Raw genomic sequence first — 16,399 nt, 5'->3', positions numbered from 1 at the left:
TCAGCCGGTCGCCTTTTCGTTCATGTCAAAAACGGCGGCATTGTCCTGGACCTCGCGCAGGCCCTTGTAGGATGCGTGTCGCAAATTGCCGTCATCAGTCCAGCCGCGAAACTCGATCTCCGCGATCAGTGTCGGCTGACTGAACACCAGGTTCTTGCCCTTGAGTGGCACGGCCGGCTGTTTGGTCTTCAGCTCATCCAGCGTCCTTCGCAGATATTCGGCATCCCTGGTGTTGAACCCGGTGCCGACCGAGCCGACGTAAACCCAGTCATGGCCCTTGCGGCCGGCAAGAAGCAAGCTGCCGATTCCGCCGCGGGCAGAGGTCGACTGCTCATAGCCGATCACCATGAAGCTTTCGCTCTGGACGCACTTGATCTTCAGCCAGTCGCCGGTGCGGCCGGAGCGATAGGGCCGGTCGCGATGTTTGGCTATGATACCCTCGAGTCCTAGTGAGCAGGCATTGGCCATAAGTGCGGCACTATCGCCGTACACTTCCTCCGACAGCTGAATTGCGCCGGTGGCGCCATCGAGAAAATCCTCCAGCAGGTGCCGGCGGACGGAGAGTTCGGCTCCTGTCAGGTCATGGCCATCGAAATAGAGGAGGTCGAACGCAAAAAACACCGATTCCGCCGACGAACGCTTGCCGCCGCGCCCGCCGAGCGAGCGCTGCAGCGCGCCGAAATCCGATCGGCCCTCTTTGTCCAGCACGACTGCCTCGCCATCGAGGATGGCGGTGCCTGCGCCCAATTTCCCGGCGGCGTTAGCGATCGCTGGAAAACGATGCGTCCAGTCATGGCCGCCGCGAGTGATGATCCGCACACCCTTCGGCTCGATGTGGATGGCCAGACGATAGCCGTCCCACTTTACCTCGAATGCCCAATCCGGACCCCTGGGCGGAACCGTCTTCAAAAGCGCAAGGCATGGCTCGATCCGTTCCGGCATCGGGTCAAACGGAAGATTGGGTTGGGCCGGATCGCGCGGCCGGGCCGGTTTCGACTTGGCGACCTGATCGTCCTGAAGCAGCGGTTTGGCACGCCGGCTCATTTGCCTGCCCGTTTCTCGGCCGCGACCGACTTTTTCAGGGCATCCATGATATTGACGACGTTGCTCGGCGGAGATGGCGTGGATTTTCCCTTGGCTTTGGCAGGCTTCTTCAAGGACTTCTTCTTGGCCGCGATGATGTCGAGCAGCCGTTCCTGGACCGGGTCGGCAACCATTTTTGGGCTCCAGTCCTTCGCTTGCTTTTTGATCAGCTGCTGGACGAGCGGCATCATTTCGGAATCGGCTTTCTCATCGCCGATACCTTCGAAATAGCTATCCTCATCGCGGACCTCGCCTCCATAACGCAGCGTCCAGAGAACGATACCCTTGCCACGTGGCTCGAGCATGACGGCGCGCTCGCGCCGCGAGATTACCAGCCGGGATATGCCGACCATGTTCTGTGCTTCCATCGCATCGCGAATGACGGAAAACGCTTCCTGCCCGACAGGATCGTTCGGAGAAAGATAATAGGGCGTGTCGAGCCAGATCCAGTCGATGCTGTCGCGCGGCGTGAATATCGAAATGTCGATCGTCTTCGTGCTTTCGAGCGCGACATTCTCAAGCTCCTCGTCCTCGAGAATGACGTATTCGTCCTCGCCACGCTGATAACCTTTGACCTCGTCTTCTTCCTTCACCTCTTGTCCGGTGACGGAATCGATGTAGTGGCTGACGACGCGGTTCTGGGTTTGCCGATTGAGGGTATGGAAGCGGACCTTCTCACTTTCGGAGGTGGCCGGCATCATCTGCACCGGGCAGGTCACCAGCGAGAGCTTGAGATAGAGTGCCTGGAGGGGGTGGCGGAATGGCTTCACTCCCTTGCCGCTGTCTCGCCCGCTTTCCTGGAGAGGCCGACAGGCCGTTTAAAGCCTCGCCGATGGCATTGGCGGCGGCGCCCGCAAGGACTGGGACAGCAAGCAGCCCCGTCCCCAATATGCCCATCGAGAACACAATGAACGCAAATCGCCTGCGATTGGCCGCAAGGCATCGGCTGCCTCAGCCGAGGATTGAATATCTGTGACGCCCGCCTTGTTGAGAGTTGCAGCGCTCGTCACAATGATAGCGAGAGCGATGGCATTCGAGAACGCCACACCGATCAAGGTGTCGGCGCGAATGCGCCCGATGCAGCCGGTCGCGAAATTCCGGAATTTTGACACTGGGTTCCGGAATTTTCGAAAAACCATTTACGGCCAAACCAAGTACTTGGTGCTTAATCTATGGGCCGCTTGTACTGCTCGATCCGCATACAACAGCCAAGAGCCTCCGCGAGCCCCTCAGGCGAGTGTTCGCCTGAGATCACCAGACCCACTGCTGTCGTCATGGCTACGCGGCCGCGGCCGCTCTCTATCAGGACACGATGATCTTCGCACCACTGGCGAACCACTGTTGTGACCAGCTCGATTTCATTTTCATTGAGCGGAAGAAGGTCTAGAAGAGACATCTATAGCCCCTCCAATAATGGCAAGAGCGCAACGAGTCTCTCAACCGGTCTCAGCCGTTAAACGCGGGGCCGGCAAGGCAGCATACGCCCGCTATGTCGTGATGCAATACATTGACAGCGCACAGGAACCTTTTGATGCGCTTTGCATTTATCATCTGTCGCGCGACGAGCTCGCCCGTTAATCGCGGCTGGCGTCCGTACCCCGTTCGCCCAGCGAAGTCGCGTGATGCCTGTGCTGTAGGATCCAGACAACCGCAGCCAGGATGCGGCAGGGCTCGTCTCAAACCTCTCAATGGCGAGCCCGGTCGTTGTCCCACACCGGACGATTCGTCACGTCCCGGGGTGCCTTTGGCGGAAGCGGTGCTTCGGCGCCACGTTGTCTCGTCAGGCATGGTCTGTGATCGGCTTTCCATGGCGCAATTCAGGTTGCTGGCACAAATGGCTTCAGGCGCGTGTCAATGAAATCCTGCACAGATGACACCACCGGAACATTTCATAAGACGGTCCGTTAGCATTGGCGCCGCACAACACTGGAGGATCTCATGTCAACTGCACAAGACAATCTCGTCGCTTGGCTCCGTGATGCTCACGCCATGGAAGAGCAGGCCGAAACGATGCTGAAGGCGCAATACGAGCGGATCAAAAACTATCCGGATCTGAAGGCACGCATCGGCCAGCATCTCGAAGAAACTAGGCAGCAGGCAAAATCGCTGGAGACTTGCCTGAACCGCATAGGTGGCGGGTCCTCGACCATCAAGGACATGGCCGGAAAGATAACCGCCTTCGGGCAGGGCCTCAGCGGCCTGTTCGTGAGCGATGAGATCGTCAAAGGCTCGCTGGCGAGCTACACATTCGAGCATTTTGAGATTGCGAGCTACAGGATTCTCATTGCGGCCGCAGAGTTCGCCGGAGATCTGCAGACGAAGGCGGTCTGCGAAGGCATCCTCAAAGAGGAACTGGCCATGGCAAAATGGCTGGAGGACAATCTTTCCGGTGTAACCGAGGCCTTTCTTACGCGCGCCGACGCCGACATCACGGCAAAGCGATAGGTAGCTCGCTGGCGCTCGCGACGGCAGTCTACCAGGGAGGAATCGATGGTTACCGCAAATAAAAGGAACGAAGATCCGGTCGAAGGCTCCGCGGAGACGATTGAACGCGAGCTGGAGCGGCGCAACGACACTGGGACTAAATCGCCGGACAGAAGCCCCGGCGATAGGGAAGACCGCATTCGCAGACGCGCCTACGAAAAGTGGGAGCGCGAGGGGCGGCCCGAGGGAGAGCATGAGCGGCACTGGCAGCAGGCGGAAAAGGAGATTGAAGGAGAGGACGGGACCGGCCGCAGCGGCGAGCATTTACCTGCACCTCGCCCGCCTACAGAATAGCCGTTCAAAAGGCACTCCGGCATTGGTGCGCTGTGAACCGCATCCCGGGTGATCCTGTGTCCGGAGGATTACGAGCGCTGGCTGTCGCCGGAGCCGGACCGCATGATCTGATGAAGCCGTTCCCTTCGGAGCTGATGACGGTGTGGCCAATCAGCAAGGCCTTCGGCTCACCGGAGAAAACAATCCAGAGATCATCGAGGAGATCGATCCAGAGCCGACGTTGCTCTGATCAGGACCTGTTTCACTCGATTTCGTAGATCACCGCGTTATCCTGCACTTCGCGGAGCCCCTTGTAAGAGGAAAGCCGCAGGTTTCCATCGTCCGTCCACGCCCGTATTCGATCGCCGCAATCAGCGTCGGCCTCACCCGAACGATCTTTTCCGCCAGCCGTCGTATTTGACCGTCGTCTCTTCACCCTTATGCGATCCAGCTTATCACGGCGTTTAACGTAGCGCGCTCTTCATCGCTCCGCCTATTCCAGCATAACCAAGCGTCCGCAACTGAAGGGTTTGATGCAGCTCGATCCATCGCGGGTCCCACCTCAGAGGGGCGGTCACCGTGGCGAATTGGCCGGATTATCAGCAGCTTGGAAGTCCCGCGCCTCTTCCTTTATGCGGTCTTTGGCTGCTTGATGGACATCGGACGCGACGTCCTTTGTGCGTTCGTAGATTTCCGACCCTGCTTCGACCACCCGAGCCATCACCCCGTCGGCGCTCGACGACAGGCTCTCGCGGACGGCATCCGATGTCTCTCCGATCGCCTCGTCTTCCTGCTCCGTGTGTGGAAGCGCAGCACCGATGGCAGCCCCGACGGCAAAGGCGAGTGCGCCACTCACCAACGGCTGGTCCCGCAATTGCCGCTCTAGTAGTTCATTGAGCCGCGCACCCTGATCATGGAGCGTTCCGCCAGTGTCGAAGATCGTCGCCTGCACCTTCTCGGCAGACTGCGTGAGCCGGCGCCAGGACCGCGCGGCCCAGCCGGAAGCCTGGTCGAATAACGCGCCGGCCTCGTCGAAGATTTCATCTATTTGCCTACCCGCTGCATCGGCAAAGCCGCGATAGGTCTTACCACTTTCATCAATGAAGTGCCCCGCTCGTCGACCGGCGGTATCGGTCAGTGCTCTGAAGCGCTTGCCGCTCTCGTCCGAGAAGTGGCTGTAGCGCTCGCCGAAGCTCTCCTCTACCGGACCAATTCGCCGCACCGTGCCTGTCACCGGCGCAAGCGGATAATCGTCCAGCGTCTCTTCATGCTCCGCTGCAGGGGCCGTGGTCTGCGGGGTTTTGGCCATCAGCCATGCCAGGCTCACCCCCATAAGAGCGACTGGAACAGGATTTGTCTTCATCGTCCGGCCGAGATTGCCGACATATTCGGCACCCCCGCTATTCTTCGTGTAGGCTATGAGTTCATCGATCAGTTGTCCGGGCGACATTCGCTCCTGTATCGCGTGGAGCTTTTCTTCAATTCGTTGGCGGTCGGTGTCAATCTCGCGCTGAAGCTCGGCCGCCGTGTGGTGATTGGAGGAATAGGTCATTGCGTTCTCTCCTTTATCACGTCGACATCCCGTCTGAGGGATGTTGCCGTGCGGTCAAGCGTTAGGTTGCCGGCGCGCAAGTTCGCTAGACCGCGCGAAATCATAGCCCAGGCAAGCACCGCCGCCAGGACGCCGATGATCACCGATGACAAGGCGTCTGCATTTGGCTCGGTAAAACCTTGGGCCACGAGAAAGGCGGCAACGCCGGTAACGGCGGCACTTAAGAGAACACCCAGCGCGCCTATCGCGAGCACCAATCCGATGGCGACGACTTCCAAAGCACCCAGCGCGCGATCGAATTTCTCGGAAGCTTCGGCCTTTGCGAGATCGATTTCCTTGCGGAATAGACCCGAAATATCTGCCACAAGGCCGGTGAGGAGCTCTGGAAGGGCGCGATTGTTTCCGTGATTTGCCATAATAATGCTCCTAGCCGATCCGACCTGCATTCGACGAAGTGGACGGTGGCGTTGTGGTGGTGGATTGAAGGTGTCTCGCTCTACGTTCAGCCGAGGCGGTCAGGAAACGGCTTGCGGCGAAACCGGCAAGAGCGGCCATACTCAGGAACGCGGCTGGCTTTCTCCGGCCGAAGTCCTCTGCTATGCCCGCTATGTCGCCAAGATTGCGGTCCTTCAAGTCGCCCGCCAGTGATTCAAGCGAGCTTCCGAGGTTCCTGGTATACCGTCCAAGAGATTTCTGGTCCGACTGCTCAAGTTCGGAACCCACTTTCCGCAAGACGGTTGCAACGCCGCCAAGCTGGCGCGCGGCGAAGTTCTTCTCGTCCGTGGCCATTTGCTCTGCCGCGTCCCTGGCCTTTTCAGTCTGCTCTTCCGCGAACTGCTTCATTTCTTTCAAATCGCCCCGCAAGGCCGGCTCCCGGGCCGTAGCCGGATTAGCCTCGCCTCCCGGTGTACTCGGGCTTCCTTCGGGCGGGCGGCCAGATCCTTGGCCATACGTTGTATCACTCATTTTGTCCTCCTACTGTCTTTGAACGGAGGTGCCGCTATCCATTGCTAAAACAGTGCTACAGTCCCTTTGTTCCGAAGGTCGATTATTCCGCGATCGGCCCCAGCGCGACAATCGTGATGAGCGAGAGCGGCGCCTTAGGTGAGCAGTTCTCTTATCTCTCCGCGCTCAGAGCCGGCGGGAACGAGAAACTCCTTCCGGCTTAGCTTTTTTGACTATTGAGGCCTTCGGATGCATGGATCCTTGGGACGCCCGGTTAAACATCCTGAACATCTAGATGAGGTCCGAAGGGGTGCCATGGACGTATGTAACCGGGCATGGCTCTTACGCCGGGCCGCCTGTCGGCCATTCGAATCCCTTCGCGCTTTCAGCTTCCCTACCACAACTGTAGACGACTAACTCGACGCGTGTGGCACCGACGGCGCGTTCAATCGCTGGACTCGCCGAGGGTATCGGCTACGTAGGCATCGCGCTCGCCCATTTTCTTGGGCCGACCTTTCGTCGAATCGCGCGCCGTCTGGTGCTCCAGTTCCGCGTTGAGCTCCGCACCGACGATGATGATGATCGTCGACACCCAAATCCACAGCATGAAACCGATCAATGCACCCATAGCGCCGTAGGTTGCGTTATAGTCCGCGAAGTTGTCGATGTAGAATGAGAATAAAAGGGACGCTGGTAACCAGCAAAGCGTGCTAAACGCCGCGCCCCAAGTGACCCACCTTAGCTTCGGTGGGTCTCGATCCGGCCCGTATCGGTAAAGCAGGCTTATGGCCGCGCCAATCAGCAGCAAGAGCACGGGCCAGCGTGCAATTCTCGCGAGCCTTTCCAGCCATGGATCAGGCGAAAGAAGGGCAAGAACCGCCGGCAAGACAGCGATGGCAGCGATCAGCAAGGCTGTGACCAGGATACCACCTGCGGTAAATCCAAGGCTGAGAAGTGTTAGTCGGATAAAGCCGCGCCCGTCGCTTTCGTCATAAGCTATGTTCATCGCCTCGAAGAGTGCTGCCACACCGTTCCGCGCGCTCCAGAGTGCGATCAGCAGACCGGCAATGAAGCCGGCACTCAAACTGGAGGTCCTCTGAGACGTTATGGCCTGCAACTGGTCTGTCATCAACTGAAGCGACTGCGCCGGCAGGACCCCCGCCATGAACGTGATCTGCTCGCCAATTGCGGCCGGGTCTGAAATGAGGCCATAGATAGACACCAGCGAAGCGAGTGCCGGAAACAGGGCGAGAAGGATATAGAACGTGACGCCGGCTGCAACGAGAGTTACCCGATCTTCACCGACCTGTGAGACGACGCGCCAGAACACGTCGCGTAATCCGCGCGCCGGGATGTCGCCTGGGTTAATAGCGGTCCGTCCCCGCCCCGGATCCTGCCGTTCCGCCGCCTCTTCTTCGTTTTCGTGAGGATTCATTGAGACCTCATGCTTTTTGGAGCGTCCCTCAGAAAGCGGCGCCGCAATTTCAAGTCGGCTCGCGTCATGCGCGTCGATGCTCGATGCCTCGTGAGCTTCCATACCAACGGCCCACCTTATGCCTTGTTCCGCTTGGGCCGGAGGCGAAGAAAGCCGTCCCGAGCCTCCACAACTCTGCCATGGCTGTGGTCGCATCCGGCGCTGGCCATCGGCGAAGCGATGATTTCCGTCGGCGATGATCGATACTTCAATTCTCGATCGGTTCCAGGACAGCGAGTTACGCGCCATGTGGTTGCCCGGGTGAAGCCGGACTTTAAGGAACTGGCGCCTTTTGGCCCGGAGCTTGATGAACGAACTGGAGAGTGCCTACTGGATGGGCAGCGACAGCAGCATTTTCAAAAACGCTCTCAGAAGCGTTGACCCCGTACGGCCCGTCGACCGACCTAGCCGAACAGGTTGAGTAGGGCTTGCGGTGCCCTGTTGGCGATCGACAAGGACTGGAGCGCGAGCTGCTGTTGGGTCTGAAGGGCGCCCGGCCTGGTCGACTCCTCTTCCATGTCCGGGTCGACCAGTCGTCCTACTCCGGAACTGATCGCATCGATCAGCGTCTCCGTATAGTCCGCCTGGAAGTCGATCCGCCTCTTGAGCGCGCCAAGCGCCGCGGTTCCGCTCGTCACCCGCGCGAGCATGATGTCGAAGCTGTTCTGATATTAGTTCACGGCGCCGGGGTTATTTATCGATATCGACGTCCAGCACCCCCATTTCCGGAATTGGCTCGACGATTGACGGACATGTTGGTAAATCCGATGCTGGTTTTTTAACCATTCAGTCGGTCGTCGAGTGGATCAGACCTGACAAGAATAACAGAGACGCTTGCTTCGATAATCGTGTTCGGGAGGGTGATGAGCGCCTTCACGATCATGACCATGTCGTCCGCCGCATTACCTACCCGCCCCCGTTTCCCAGGCCCGTATTGATCGTGTTTCGGTCGATCGTATGCGTTTCGGTGGCAATGGTTCAATGCCGTTGCGGCGGTCGGTGAATTTCTTTTCCACCGCATTGACCGAGCGGCGCCGAAAGCAGGCAAACCAGCTGCGCCGGATGCTCAAGCTTGATATGTCCGAATGGTTCGAGACGACCGGAGAGAGCTATTTCAAGCACGTGATGAAGCGGCGACGGCGCTACGATGCGGTAATTGATGCAGCGATGATCCACGAGATCCCGAGGGTGACCGGGGGGCTTATGGCGCGCGAGATCTGATAGCGCGGCCGCCACCGCCATCCGAAGATCCCTGCCAACCTTTAGTACGATCATGTCTTGCTCGATCTTTATCAAACGATCGGTCGGGCGCCATCTGACGGAACCTTCAGCCTTTGATGCGGTTTAAAGGACTAAGACAATCCAGTCGGGCCGGCGGAAGGATCATTGCGATGCAGGTCAGCAAGACCCAAGAATCTCTGCCGCGTGTCGACTGGTGAACGGATGGAGTAAAGGCTCGATCTGGATTGGCCCAGATCGATATGACCAGCTATCGTCTCAAAAGGAAGACTTCTATGAAGCACCATGCCCTTGAACAACTGCAGGCCGTCGCCAACGTCAATCCCGACTACCCGCGCCCGGTACCGGAAATGTCCCGCCGCCAGCGTCTTGAGCGCTGGGCACAGCTCCTGGAACTGAGCCGGCACGATGGGCTCTCCACCCTGCGCGAGACGGAATACAAGCCGGCCAAGGAGCGGGCGCTCATGCGCGTCGACAATTCGCCGATCTCGGTGGCGTTTGCCGACCCCGTCCTGCAGGCGGCAGGGCTGGAGAGCGACAGCTACGGCGAAGCCAAGCAGTTCTTCGAACTGAGTGACCGTCAATTGCATCACCTCGTCTGCTATTGCCACTTCGGGGCAACGGTCAGCGCGGCGAGAGCCGCCGGTTATGTTCGTGCAATGGCCGCCGCGGGCGACCGGAAAGGCATTTTAGCCCGGCTGCGCAATATTTTCGTGATATAAGATCCCGTTGTTCGGACGACCACTGTTGAAGCGCCGGCACGAGGGCCCGGCCGTTGTCGTTCAATGTCACCCGATCGGCCGAAGCACGGGCTATATATGATTATGTCCGCCTATTTGGATCGCCGCGCCAGCGTCTTCGGAATTGGGTTTCCGGGTCACCACGCGCCGAACGGACGATCAAATCGCTGAGGTCGACGGCAGCGTTCGTTGCGCGATGCAGCGCCGCACGCCAGATGCGACTTTTGCCCTTCGGTCAGCTTGGGATCACCGTCCGAACCAAAGCACTTAGGCCAACATGTCCGCTTCAATACTGGCAGCGAGAAATGCTTCGCGAGCAAAATCGGGCGGTTCCCTTCTGTCGACCGCCGCCCTGCAGATACGCAGCGCGTTGAAATAATGCGGGCCATTTCTCGTTGGCCATCGATGCTCAAGATAGTCGAGTGCGGTTTCTGGGCCAAAAATCGCTTCCCTGAAACCGTTTCCTACTCTGACATTCACCGGTGCGCTCCAATATATAAGAGGAGGGTTTCTCGCTTCGATGTTCATCGCTGGGCTCCTCCTGAAGCCTAACCGTAAACGACAGCAAAATTGGAAACGTTCCATCAGGGAAGTTGCGCTGCCACTGTTGTCGGTTGGCAACCGAAACGGTGCGTCTGGGTTGAGCCAGCATTCAGAAATTGTCCGATGTCTGCCGCTTTTGAAGTTGCCGGCCGCTCCCATCAAACGGACTCGTTTCGGTGGTCGTTTTGGAACATCGGCCGACGCATTTTGTTGTGATGGTAGAACGCGCTGGCGGAAGCTTCCCTTCCTGGACAACACCTACCGCGATCTTATCAGAAGAAGAGCTTGATCTTGCGGGGCTCTCTTTCGCAAGGCCGGCTTCGCCAGCACCTGTCGCTGAGTGAGCATAACATGGTTGGCCGGCCCCGATATGACGATATGGACGGCGCAGCCGCTGGAAAGGAGTGCATGAGATGTCACTCTTAATCTACTGTTCTACCCTCGAAGACCAAGACATCGATACCGTTACCACCGTTGTCAGAAGCTGGTGTGAAACCCACAATATTTCACCTGAAAGCGAGTGCGGACGTGCTGCCATGATTGCGGCCGTAAATTGCGTGACCGCTGCCGAGAAACGCCAGAGTCGCTATATGGGGCTGTGACTATCCAGATCCATGTAGCAGGGTACAAGAGCCCGCTTGCTTAAGAGGCGACACGCCGAATAGCGCCGGCGGGAGTACCAAAGCCGCTCCCGGCGGAGCTTACCGTCCGGTGTGTCCGGTGCGAATTCAGGCAACATGTCAGCGATCGCAAATGTCGATGTCAACCATGACAATCCGGCATGCACGACCTGCCTGAGCTTGGGGTCGAGCTTGTGCTTCGCCTCGTCCCAGACGTGGGTGTTCGGCAGCGTGCCCGGCCGATCGTCAGCCAGTTCTCGATGTCGACGCCGGCATGCTCGTGGACGCCTTCCAGGAGCGGTGCCAGCCTGGTGGCGGCATCGAGCGCTGCCATCAGATGATTGGTTTGCCGCCGGTGACGGCAATTGTCGCGCCGGAGACGTAGCTTGAGAGCGGATCTGCCAGCATGACATAGGCCGTAGCCAGCTCTGCTGGTTGCCCCGGCCGCTTCATCGGCACCTGTTTCCCGAAGTTCTTGACAGCTTCTTCCGGCATGGTCGACGGAATAAGTGGCGTCCAGATCGGGCCCGGCGCCACAGCATTCGCCCGGATGCCTTTTGCCGCCAACATCTGCGCGAGGCCGGCCGTGAAGTTCTGGATCGCGCCCTTGGTCGTGGCATAGGCCAGGAGGTGTGGACTTGGGCTGTCAGCATTCACTGAAGCGGTATTGATGATCGAGCTGCCCGGCTTCATATGCGGGATGGCGGCCTTGGACAGATAGAACATCGCGTGGATGTTGACCTTGAAGGTCAGTTCCCATTCTTGGTCGCTGATCTCTCCAATGTCCTCAAAGCTCGCCTGATGAGCGGCATTGTTGACCAGGACGTCGATACCGCCGAGCTCGGCTCGCGCCGTGTCGATGATGTGACGGCAATGCTCCGGTTTCTGAATGTCGCCAGAAACGAGTACGGCCTTGCGTCCGGCTTCCTCGATCCACTTCTTGGTCTCGTTGGCATCCTCGTCTTCGTCGAGATAGGCAATCAGAACGTCGGCCCCTTCACGCGCGAAAGCAATGGCAACGGCGCGGCCGATACCGCTATCGCCGCCGGTAATCACTGCTTTTTTGCCGCTCAGTCGGCCGGAGCCGCGATAGGTATGCTCACCGTGATCGGGCAGCGGCGACATCTCTTTTGTCGTCCCAGGCATTGGTTGCTGCGGCGTGTCGAAGGGTGGTGTGGGATAGTTTGTCACGACATCTGCTCCTCTTGGAATTACTTGTTCAAGTCGGTCGCCATCTGCAGGTGATGCTCCAGGGCTGGGCGCATCTTTGCGGACCACGCCTTCAGATCCGCGTTCTCGCCCTCGTCGCCGGAGCGCTTGAAGAGATCAACTGCGTCCTCGTGCACATCCTCCTGGCCAGAGTGGTACTGGCTTGTGAAATCGGCACCATTCAGCTTTTTCAGATCGTCCAGCATTCCCTGATGAGACGAGGACATTGCCATAGGGATCGTCGCCTTGACCTTGCCACCTGAGACCATGGCCTTCAGCTCGTCGGAAGTCTTTTGATGATCCGTCAGCATCTGCTGCGCAAATGTCTTCGTCTTCTCATCGGAGCGTTCGAGGGCGAGCTTGCTGGACTCGATTTCGAACATGTCGCTGCTTGCCGCTTCCGTGACGAAATCCTCGGTCTTCGGCGCGACACCCAAGAGCGAATTGACTCCTGTCTTTTCGGTGGCGGATTGGGCAAAAGCGGCCGAGCCGGCCGTTGCGAGAATGACAGATGCGTAGATGAGGGTTTTCATGAGAACTCCCTGTTTCGCCATACCGAAACTTCCATCGGGCTTCGTGGTTCCTCACGAGGGAAACTTCGAACAGAAATTCAAGTTGACGCACTACAGAACGCGGAGGACCTCGGGATCAACGAGGAGACGGCACATCAATTGCTTTGGAACTTTGCGCAGCCGCCCCGTCATCCTCAAAGTTAAGACCGACCTGGCAGCGCAACACGGCCGGCATTCAACTACGAGAGCCAGTGGGATGACGACGGTCCTCGCCGTGGCCTAGATATCCTCGACGCAACCGTGGCGCCGAGGGCGACCGCCGCAAGCGCGGTCAGGCCAAGAAGGAGCGGCGCTGACAGCCGATGCTGCGACCTTAGTCCGCCATCGATTCGCGCGGCGTCTGACGAAGGCCGATAGAGGTTGCCGTCGCTCTCAGCGATGCGCGGCGCCCGCTCGAAATAGGCTGCCATCAAGCGACCAAGAACCCGCGCAGAAAGATTGGGCGCCAGCAGGTGGGCGAGCCGCGTCGCAGTGGTGACTGCTCCGACCGTAGTGGTCGCTCGTGGTGATATGGCAACCTTAACGACCGCCTCGGCCACACGTCGTGCGTCGAGAACCGGCGGTGGCGCCGACACTCGTCGCCCAACATAGTTGGCGCCATGACTGAGGCCGGGCGTATCGACAAAGGCTGGGTAGATGTCACAGATTCGGATGTTCGGCTTGTCAGCCAACTCCGCTCGCAGCGCTTCTGAAAAGCCCCGCAACCCGAACTTGCTGGCGCTATAGGCTGTCGCGAACGGTGCCGCCGCAAACCCGCCGAGCGAAATCATATTGATAAAGGTGCCTCTGCCCTGCTTCAGGAAGATCGGCAACGCTGCGTGGGCATCATTCATGTGGCCAATCAGGTTGGCCCGAATGACCTGCACATGCGCCTCGATGGGCGTCTCCTCAAATCGACCGACGGCGCCAACGCCAACATTGCTGACCCAGACATCGATCCGGCCGAGCGCATTTGCTTTTTCGGCAAGTGCTCTGACGGCCGCGGGATCGATGACGTCGGTCACGACCGAAATGGCGTCGCCGCCGATGCACTTGCAGGCTTGGGTCACCTTATCCAGCGCATCGCCATTCCGCGCTGCCAAGACGACCTTGCTGCCCCGTCGCGCGAAGGACTCCGCAGTCGCCTGACCTATACCGCTCGATGCTCCGGTGATGACCACCACTGCGTTATTAAGATCGAGAGACATCGAACACCCTTTCTAACTGCCACGGGAGCACGCGAGACGCTGGACATCGAACACATGCTTGAAACAAAAGTTCCCAGACCGTTCCAGTGAAGCGCAGGTGTCAATCAGCCTGCGTGACCTCGTTTGGCAGGTTCCGCATGTGAGGGCACAGCATCAGATTCAGGCCAGCGGGCGGAATTTCCATCACGGCCTAAGCGTGAGGAGCATCGGGCGATCTTGCAATTGTCCGCAAAGTTTATTTGATCATCACGTCACGAACACCTGCCTGCCGAAAGCCTTGTTCTGCTTTCGCGATTTCGTCGCTCCTGACATGGGCCGATATTTGGATCTCGCCGCGCAAAGCAGCGAATCGTGGATATCGTGACCTATCGTACTCCTCTTCATGCGAGGCATCGCCGCCGGAACGTGCCCGTGCCGGCGGTAGTCCGGCTGTTCGATTGCACGGAAATGTCGGCACGCGCGATGCCATGTTGCTGCACGAGGTTCTCAACCGCCAGATTCGCTGCCGCGCTCTCTGATCGACGCGGTTATCGCAGCGCGGCAAACTCAAGAACTAATGACATCAATGTTTCGTCCGCGAAGGAAAGCCGAAAAGACCACGACGCCACTTTCGTAGCTGGAACCTGCCGCCATCACAGGTGTTCTCTCAAGATCCCAAATAAGTAGGAAAGCCATCGATGGAGCAGTCCACTACACCGCTGAGAGGTCCTGCGCGATCACCTCTCCAACCGAAATGGTGGCATACGGCGACGGTCTACCAGATCTATCCGCGCAGCTTCTGCGACTCGAACGGAGACGGCATTGGCGACATTCCCGGCATCGCCTCAAAGCTCGATTATCTGAAGAAGCTCGGAATCGACATCATCTGGCTGTCGCCGATCTATAAGTCGCCGATGGACGACAACGGTTACGACATATCCGACTATCGGGACATCGCCCCCGAATTTGGCACGCTAACAGATTTCGACCAGCTCGTGGCGGAGGCGAAAGAACGGGGTATCGGCATCATGCTCGATCTGGTCGTGAACCATACGTCCGACGAGCACCCATGGTTTCTCGAATCCCGTCAGGGGCCCGACAACCCGTTCCGCGAGTTTTACATCTGGCGCAAGCCAGCCCCGGACGGGGGACCGCCGAACGGCCTGAAATCTTCCTTCGGTGGACCAGCCTGGACACTCGACGCGGCGAGCGGTGAATATTACCTGCATATGTTCTCCCGCCGCCAGCCGGACCTCAACTGGGAGAACGAGAGGGTACGGGCGGAAATCTATGACATGATGAACTGGTGGCTTGAGCGCGGCGTTGCCGGGTTCCGCATGGATGTCATCGACTACATCGGCAAGCAAGTGGACCTGGAGCTGATTAAGGACGGACCGCATCTGCACGATTATCTGCAGGAGATGAATGCGAAGACCTTCGGCAGCCGCGACATTCTTACGGTTGGCGAAGCCTGGAGCGCCACCCCCGGCGCGGCCCTCCTCTATTCTGGGCGTGACCGTCAAGAATTATCCATGATCTTTCAGTTCGAGCACGTTACCCAGCAGTGGGACGAGCTCTACGGGAAATGGCGCCCGAAACCGTTCGACCTCGTGAACCTCAAGACGATCCTCAGCAAATGGCAGTTTGCCTTATCCGACGATGGGTGGAATTCCCTCTTTTGGGGCAATCACGATCTGCCGCGTGCCGTCTCGCGCTACGGCGATGTCACCGGATATCACGTCGAGTCAGCCAAGATGTTGGCGACAGTGCTGCATTTCCTTAAAGGCACGCCCTTCGTCTATCAGGGCGAGGAGATCGGCATGACAAACGTGCCCTTCACCTCCATCGAGCAGTTCCGGGATATCGAAACGCTCAATATGCATAGGTTGCACGTTGAGGCAGGCCTTTCACCGGAGGATTTTATCCGAGGGGCAAATGAGAGCGGCCGCGATAACGCCCGCACACCGATGCAATGGAGCGCGGCCCCCTATGGCGGTTTCTCGACCGGCGTACCTTGGATCGAAGTCAACCCCAATTATCCGAAGGTCAACGCCGAAGCGGCCATCCAGGACGAAAAGTCGATCTGGAATCACTACCGCACATTGATCTCTCTCCGAAAGATTCACCCTGTAATCGTCTACGGGGAATACCGCTCCTGGCTCGACCAGCATCCGGACGTCTTCGTCTATACCCGTACGCTCGACGTGTGTCGGATTATTGTCGTCGCCAATTTCACACCGCGGCCCCTTGCGCTGAGTTTGCCGTCAGAGCTTGAGATGAACGGACAATGTCTCATCTGCAATTATGAACCGGTGAACATGATCATCGAAACCATGGATCTGCGTCCATACGAGGCGTTCGCCGTTGCGTCTAAATTAAGCTGAGATCCCGATCGAGAGGGAAGCCTGAAATAGCGGTGGTTGACCCAGGCGAACCCGGCGGTGAGCGCCAGGAGCAGCGAAATGAGATCGAAGACGGACATTTAGCGTTCCTCGCAAC

At 58.5% G+C, this 16,399-nt stretch carries 17 protein-coding genes and 2 pseudogenes; 6 read left to right on the top strand and 13 right to left on the bottom strand.

Annotation, left to right across the window (positions count from 1 at the left end):
- From ligD to ACZ9BX_RS20535, 4 genes and pseudogenes are all read right to left on the bottom strand, one after another.
- Complete coding sequence (gene ligD, locus ACZ9BX_RS20550; protein ID WP_132568327.1) at positions 1-1,044, bottom strand: non-homologous end-joining DNA ligase; 1,044 nt, start codon at positions 1,042-1,044, stop codon at positions 1-3.
- Positions 1,041-1,853, bottom strand: a complete 813-nt coding sequence (gene ku / locus ACZ9BX_RS20545; RefSeq protein ID WP_132568328.1) for a non-homologous end joining protein Ku — start codon at positions 1,851-1,853, stop codon at positions 1,041-1,043. The genes ligD and ku overlap by 4 nt, the downstream gene beginning before the upstream one ends.
- Positions 1,854-1,858: 5 nt before the next feature.
- Positions 1,859-2,156 (bottom strand): annotated as a pseudogene (locus ACZ9BX_RS20540) (divalent metal cation transporter); the annotation flags it as partial.
- A 92-nt stretch (positions 2,157-2,248) separates the two neighbouring features.
- Complete coding sequence (locus ACZ9BX_RS20535; protein WP_132568329.1) at positions 2,249-2,479, bottom strand: hypothetical protein; 231 nt, start codon at positions 2,477-2,479, stop codon at positions 2,249-2,251.
- 542 nt (positions 2,480-3,021) lie between these two features.
- On the opposite strand from ACZ9BX_RS20535, the gene ACZ9BX_RS20530 reads away from it, so the two are divergent.
- From ACZ9BX_RS20530 to ACZ9BX_RS20520, 3 genes and pseudogenes are all read left to right on the top strand, one after another.
- Positions 3,022-3,528, top strand: a complete 507-nt coding sequence (locus ACZ9BX_RS20530; protein ID WP_132568330.1) for a ferritin-like domain-containing protein — start codon at positions 3,022-3,024, stop codon at positions 3,526-3,528.
- A gap of 45 nt (positions 3,529-3,573) precedes the next feature.
- Complete coding sequence (locus ACZ9BX_RS20525; RefSeq protein WP_132568331.1) at positions 3,574-3,861, top strand: DUF2934 domain-containing protein; 288 nt, start codon at positions 3,574-3,576, stop codon at positions 3,859-3,861.
- A gap of 48 nt (positions 3,862-3,909) precedes the next feature.
- Positions 3,910-4,090, top strand: a pseudogene (locus ACZ9BX_RS20520) (SOS response-associated peptidase); the annotation flags it as partial.
- Between the two features lie 324 nt (positions 4,091-4,414).
- On the opposite strand, the gene ACZ9BX_RS20515 reads toward ACZ9BX_RS20520, so the two are convergent.
- From ACZ9BX_RS20515 to ACZ9BX_RS20495, 5 genes are all read right to left on the bottom strand, one after another.
- Entirely contained in the window at positions 4,415-5,392 is a 978-nt protein-coding gene (locus tag ACZ9BX_RS20515; RefSeq protein WP_476220128.1) for a DUF3618 domain-containing protein, read from the bottom strand.
- Positions 5,389-5,808 (bottom strand): phage holin family protein, encoded by a 420-nt coding sequence (locus ACZ9BX_RS20510; protein ID WP_132568333.1) that lies wholly within the window; start codon positions 5,806-5,808, stop codon positions 5,389-5,391. The genes ACZ9BX_RS20515 and ACZ9BX_RS20510 overlap by 4 nt, the downstream gene beginning before the upstream one ends.
- Positions 5,809-5,818: 10 nt before the next feature.
- The gene (locus ACZ9BX_RS20505) at positions 5,819-6,358 is read right to left on the bottom strand and encodes a nutrient deprivation-induced protein (protein ID WP_132568334.1); all 540 of its coding nucleotides are present in this window, start codon (positions 6,356-6,358) and stop codon (positions 5,819-5,821) included.
- 424 nt (positions 6,359-6,782) lie between these two features.
- On the bottom strand, positions 6,783-7,772 hold the full coding sequence (locus ACZ9BX_RS20500; protein ID WP_165928313.1) for a YihY/virulence factor BrkB family protein: 990 nt from the start codon (positions 7,770-7,772) through the stop codon (positions 6,783-6,785).
- 443 nt (positions 7,773-8,215) lie between these two features.
- Positions 8,216-8,449: a flagellin gene (locus tag ACZ9BX_RS20495; protein ID WP_245505932.1), complete on the bottom strand. Its 234-nt coding sequence runs from the start codon at positions 8,447-8,449 to the stop codon at positions 8,216-8,218.
- Between the two features lie 319 nt (positions 8,450-8,768).
- Between ACZ9BX_RS20495 and ACZ9BX_RS20490 the strand changes: the two genes are divergently transcribed.
- Together ACZ9BX_RS20490 and ACZ9BX_RS20485 are read left to right on the top strand one after the other, a co-directional pair.
- The gene (locus ACZ9BX_RS20490; RefSeq protein WP_165928314.1) at positions 8,769-9,032 is read left to right on the top strand and encodes a hypothetical protein; all 264 of its coding nucleotides are present in this window, start codon (positions 8,769-8,771) and stop codon (positions 9,030-9,032) included.
- 293 nt (positions 9,033-9,325) lie between these two features.
- Positions 9,326-9,772, top strand: a complete 447-nt coding sequence (locus tag ACZ9BX_RS20485; protein ID WP_132568337.1) for a hypothetical protein — start codon at positions 9,326-9,328, stop codon at positions 9,770-9,772.
- Positions 9,773-10,057: 285 nt separating this feature from the next.
- Here the strand turns inward: ACZ9BX_RS20485 and ACZ9BX_RS20480 are convergent, their stop codons facing one another.
- The 4 genes from ACZ9BX_RS20480 to ACZ9BX_RS20465 all read right to left on the bottom strand — a co-directional run bounded on the left by ACZ9BX_RS20480 (position 10,058) and on the right by ACZ9BX_RS20465 (position 13,921).
- Positions 10,058-10,318, bottom strand: a complete 261-nt coding sequence (locus tag ACZ9BX_RS20480; protein WP_132568338.1) for a DUF982 domain-containing protein — start codon at positions 10,316-10,318, stop codon at positions 10,058-10,060.
- A 968-nt stretch (positions 10,319-11,286) separates the two neighbouring features.
- The gene (locus ACZ9BX_RS20475; RefSeq protein ID WP_132568339.1) at positions 11,287-12,144 is read right to left on the bottom strand and encodes an SDR family oxidoreductase; all 858 of its coding nucleotides are present in this window, start codon (positions 12,142-12,144) and stop codon (positions 11,287-11,289) included.
- A gap of 20 nt (positions 12,145-12,164) precedes the next feature.
- Complete coding sequence (locus tag ACZ9BX_RS20470; RefSeq protein ID WP_132568340.1) at positions 12,165-12,695, bottom strand: DUF4142 domain-containing protein; 531 nt, start codon at positions 12,693-12,695, stop codon at positions 12,165-12,167.
- 218 nt (positions 12,696-12,913) lie between these two features.
- Positions 12,914-13,921, bottom strand: a complete 1,008-nt coding sequence (locus tag ACZ9BX_RS20465) for an SDR family oxidoreductase (RefSeq protein ID WP_476220126.1) — start codon at positions 13,919-13,921, stop codon at positions 12,914-12,916.
- 677 nt (positions 13,922-14,598) lie between these two features.
- Here ACZ9BX_RS20465 and ACZ9BX_RS20460 point away from each other — a divergent pair.
- Positions 14,599-16,284 carry a glycoside hydrolase family 13 protein gene (locus ACZ9BX_RS20460; protein ID WP_132568342.1) on the top strand — a complete coding sequence of 562 codons (1,686 nt, stop codon included), beginning with the start codon at positions 14,599-14,601 and terminating at the stop codon, positions 16,282-16,284.
- Positions 16,285-16,399 lie beyond the last annotated feature (115 nt).

It is taken from the genome of Rhizobium sp. USDA 3886 (assembly GCF_056279785.1).
This window is presented reverse-complemented; position numbering and strand designations above follow the sequence as displayed.

Excerpts from the sequence above, each read along its gene's own strand:
- ligD (WP_132568327.1), bottom strand. The coding sequence starts at position 1,044 with ATGAGCCGGCGTGCCAAACCGCTGCTTCAGGACGATCAGGTCGCCAAG.
- ACZ9BX_RS20535 (WP_132568329.1), bottom strand. The coding sequence starts at position 2,479 with ATGTCTCTTCTAGACCTTCTTCCGCTCAATGAAAATGAAATCGAGCTG.
- ACZ9BX_RS20530 (WP_132568330.1), top strand. The coding sequence starts at position 3,022 with ATGTCAACTGCACAAGACAATCTCGTCGCTTGGCTCCGTGATGCTCAC.
- ACZ9BX_RS20525 (WP_132568331.1), top strand. The coding sequence starts at position 3,574 with ATGGTTACCGCAAATAAAAGGAACGAAGATCCGGTCGAAGGCTCCGCG.
- ACZ9BX_RS20515 (WP_476220128.1), bottom strand. The coding sequence starts at position 5,392 with ATGACCTATTCCTCCAATCACCACACGGCGGCCGAGCTTCAGCGCGAG.
- ACZ9BX_RS20510 (WP_132568333.1), bottom strand. The coding sequence starts at position 5,808 with ATGGCAAATCACGGAAACAATCGCGCCCTTCCAGAGCTCCTCACCGGC.
- ACZ9BX_RS20505 (WP_132568334.1), bottom strand. The coding sequence starts at position 6,358 with ATGAGTGATACAACGTATGGCCAAGGATCTGGCCGCCCGCCCGAAGGA.
- ACZ9BX_RS20500 (WP_165928313.1), bottom strand. The coding sequence starts at position 7,772 with ATGAATCCTCACGAAAACGAAGAAGAGGCGGCGGAACGGCAGGATCCG.
- ACZ9BX_RS20490 (WP_165928314.1), top strand. The coding sequence starts at position 8,769 with ATGCGTTTCGGTGGCAATGGTTCAATGCCGTTGCGGCGGTCGGTGAAT.
- ACZ9BX_RS20485 (WP_132568337.1), top strand. The coding sequence starts at position 9,326 with ATGAAGCACCATGCCCTTGAACAACTGCAGGCCGTCGCCAACGTCAAT.
- ACZ9BX_RS20480 (WP_132568338.1), bottom strand. The coding sequence starts at position 10,318 with ATGAACATCGAAGCGAGAAACCCTCCTCTTATATATTGGAGCGCACCG.
- ACZ9BX_RS20470 (WP_132568340.1), bottom strand. The coding sequence starts at position 12,695 with ATGAAAACCCTCATCTACGCATCTGTCATTCTCGCAACGGCCGGCTCG.
- ACZ9BX_RS20465 (WP_476220126.1), bottom strand. The coding sequence starts at position 13,921 with ATGTCTCTCGATCTTAATAACGCAGTGGTGGTCATCACCGGAGCATCG.
- ACZ9BX_RS20460 (WP_132568342.1), top strand. The coding sequence starts at position 14,599 with ATGGAGCAGTCCACTACACCGCTGAGAGGTCCTGCGCGATCACCTCTC.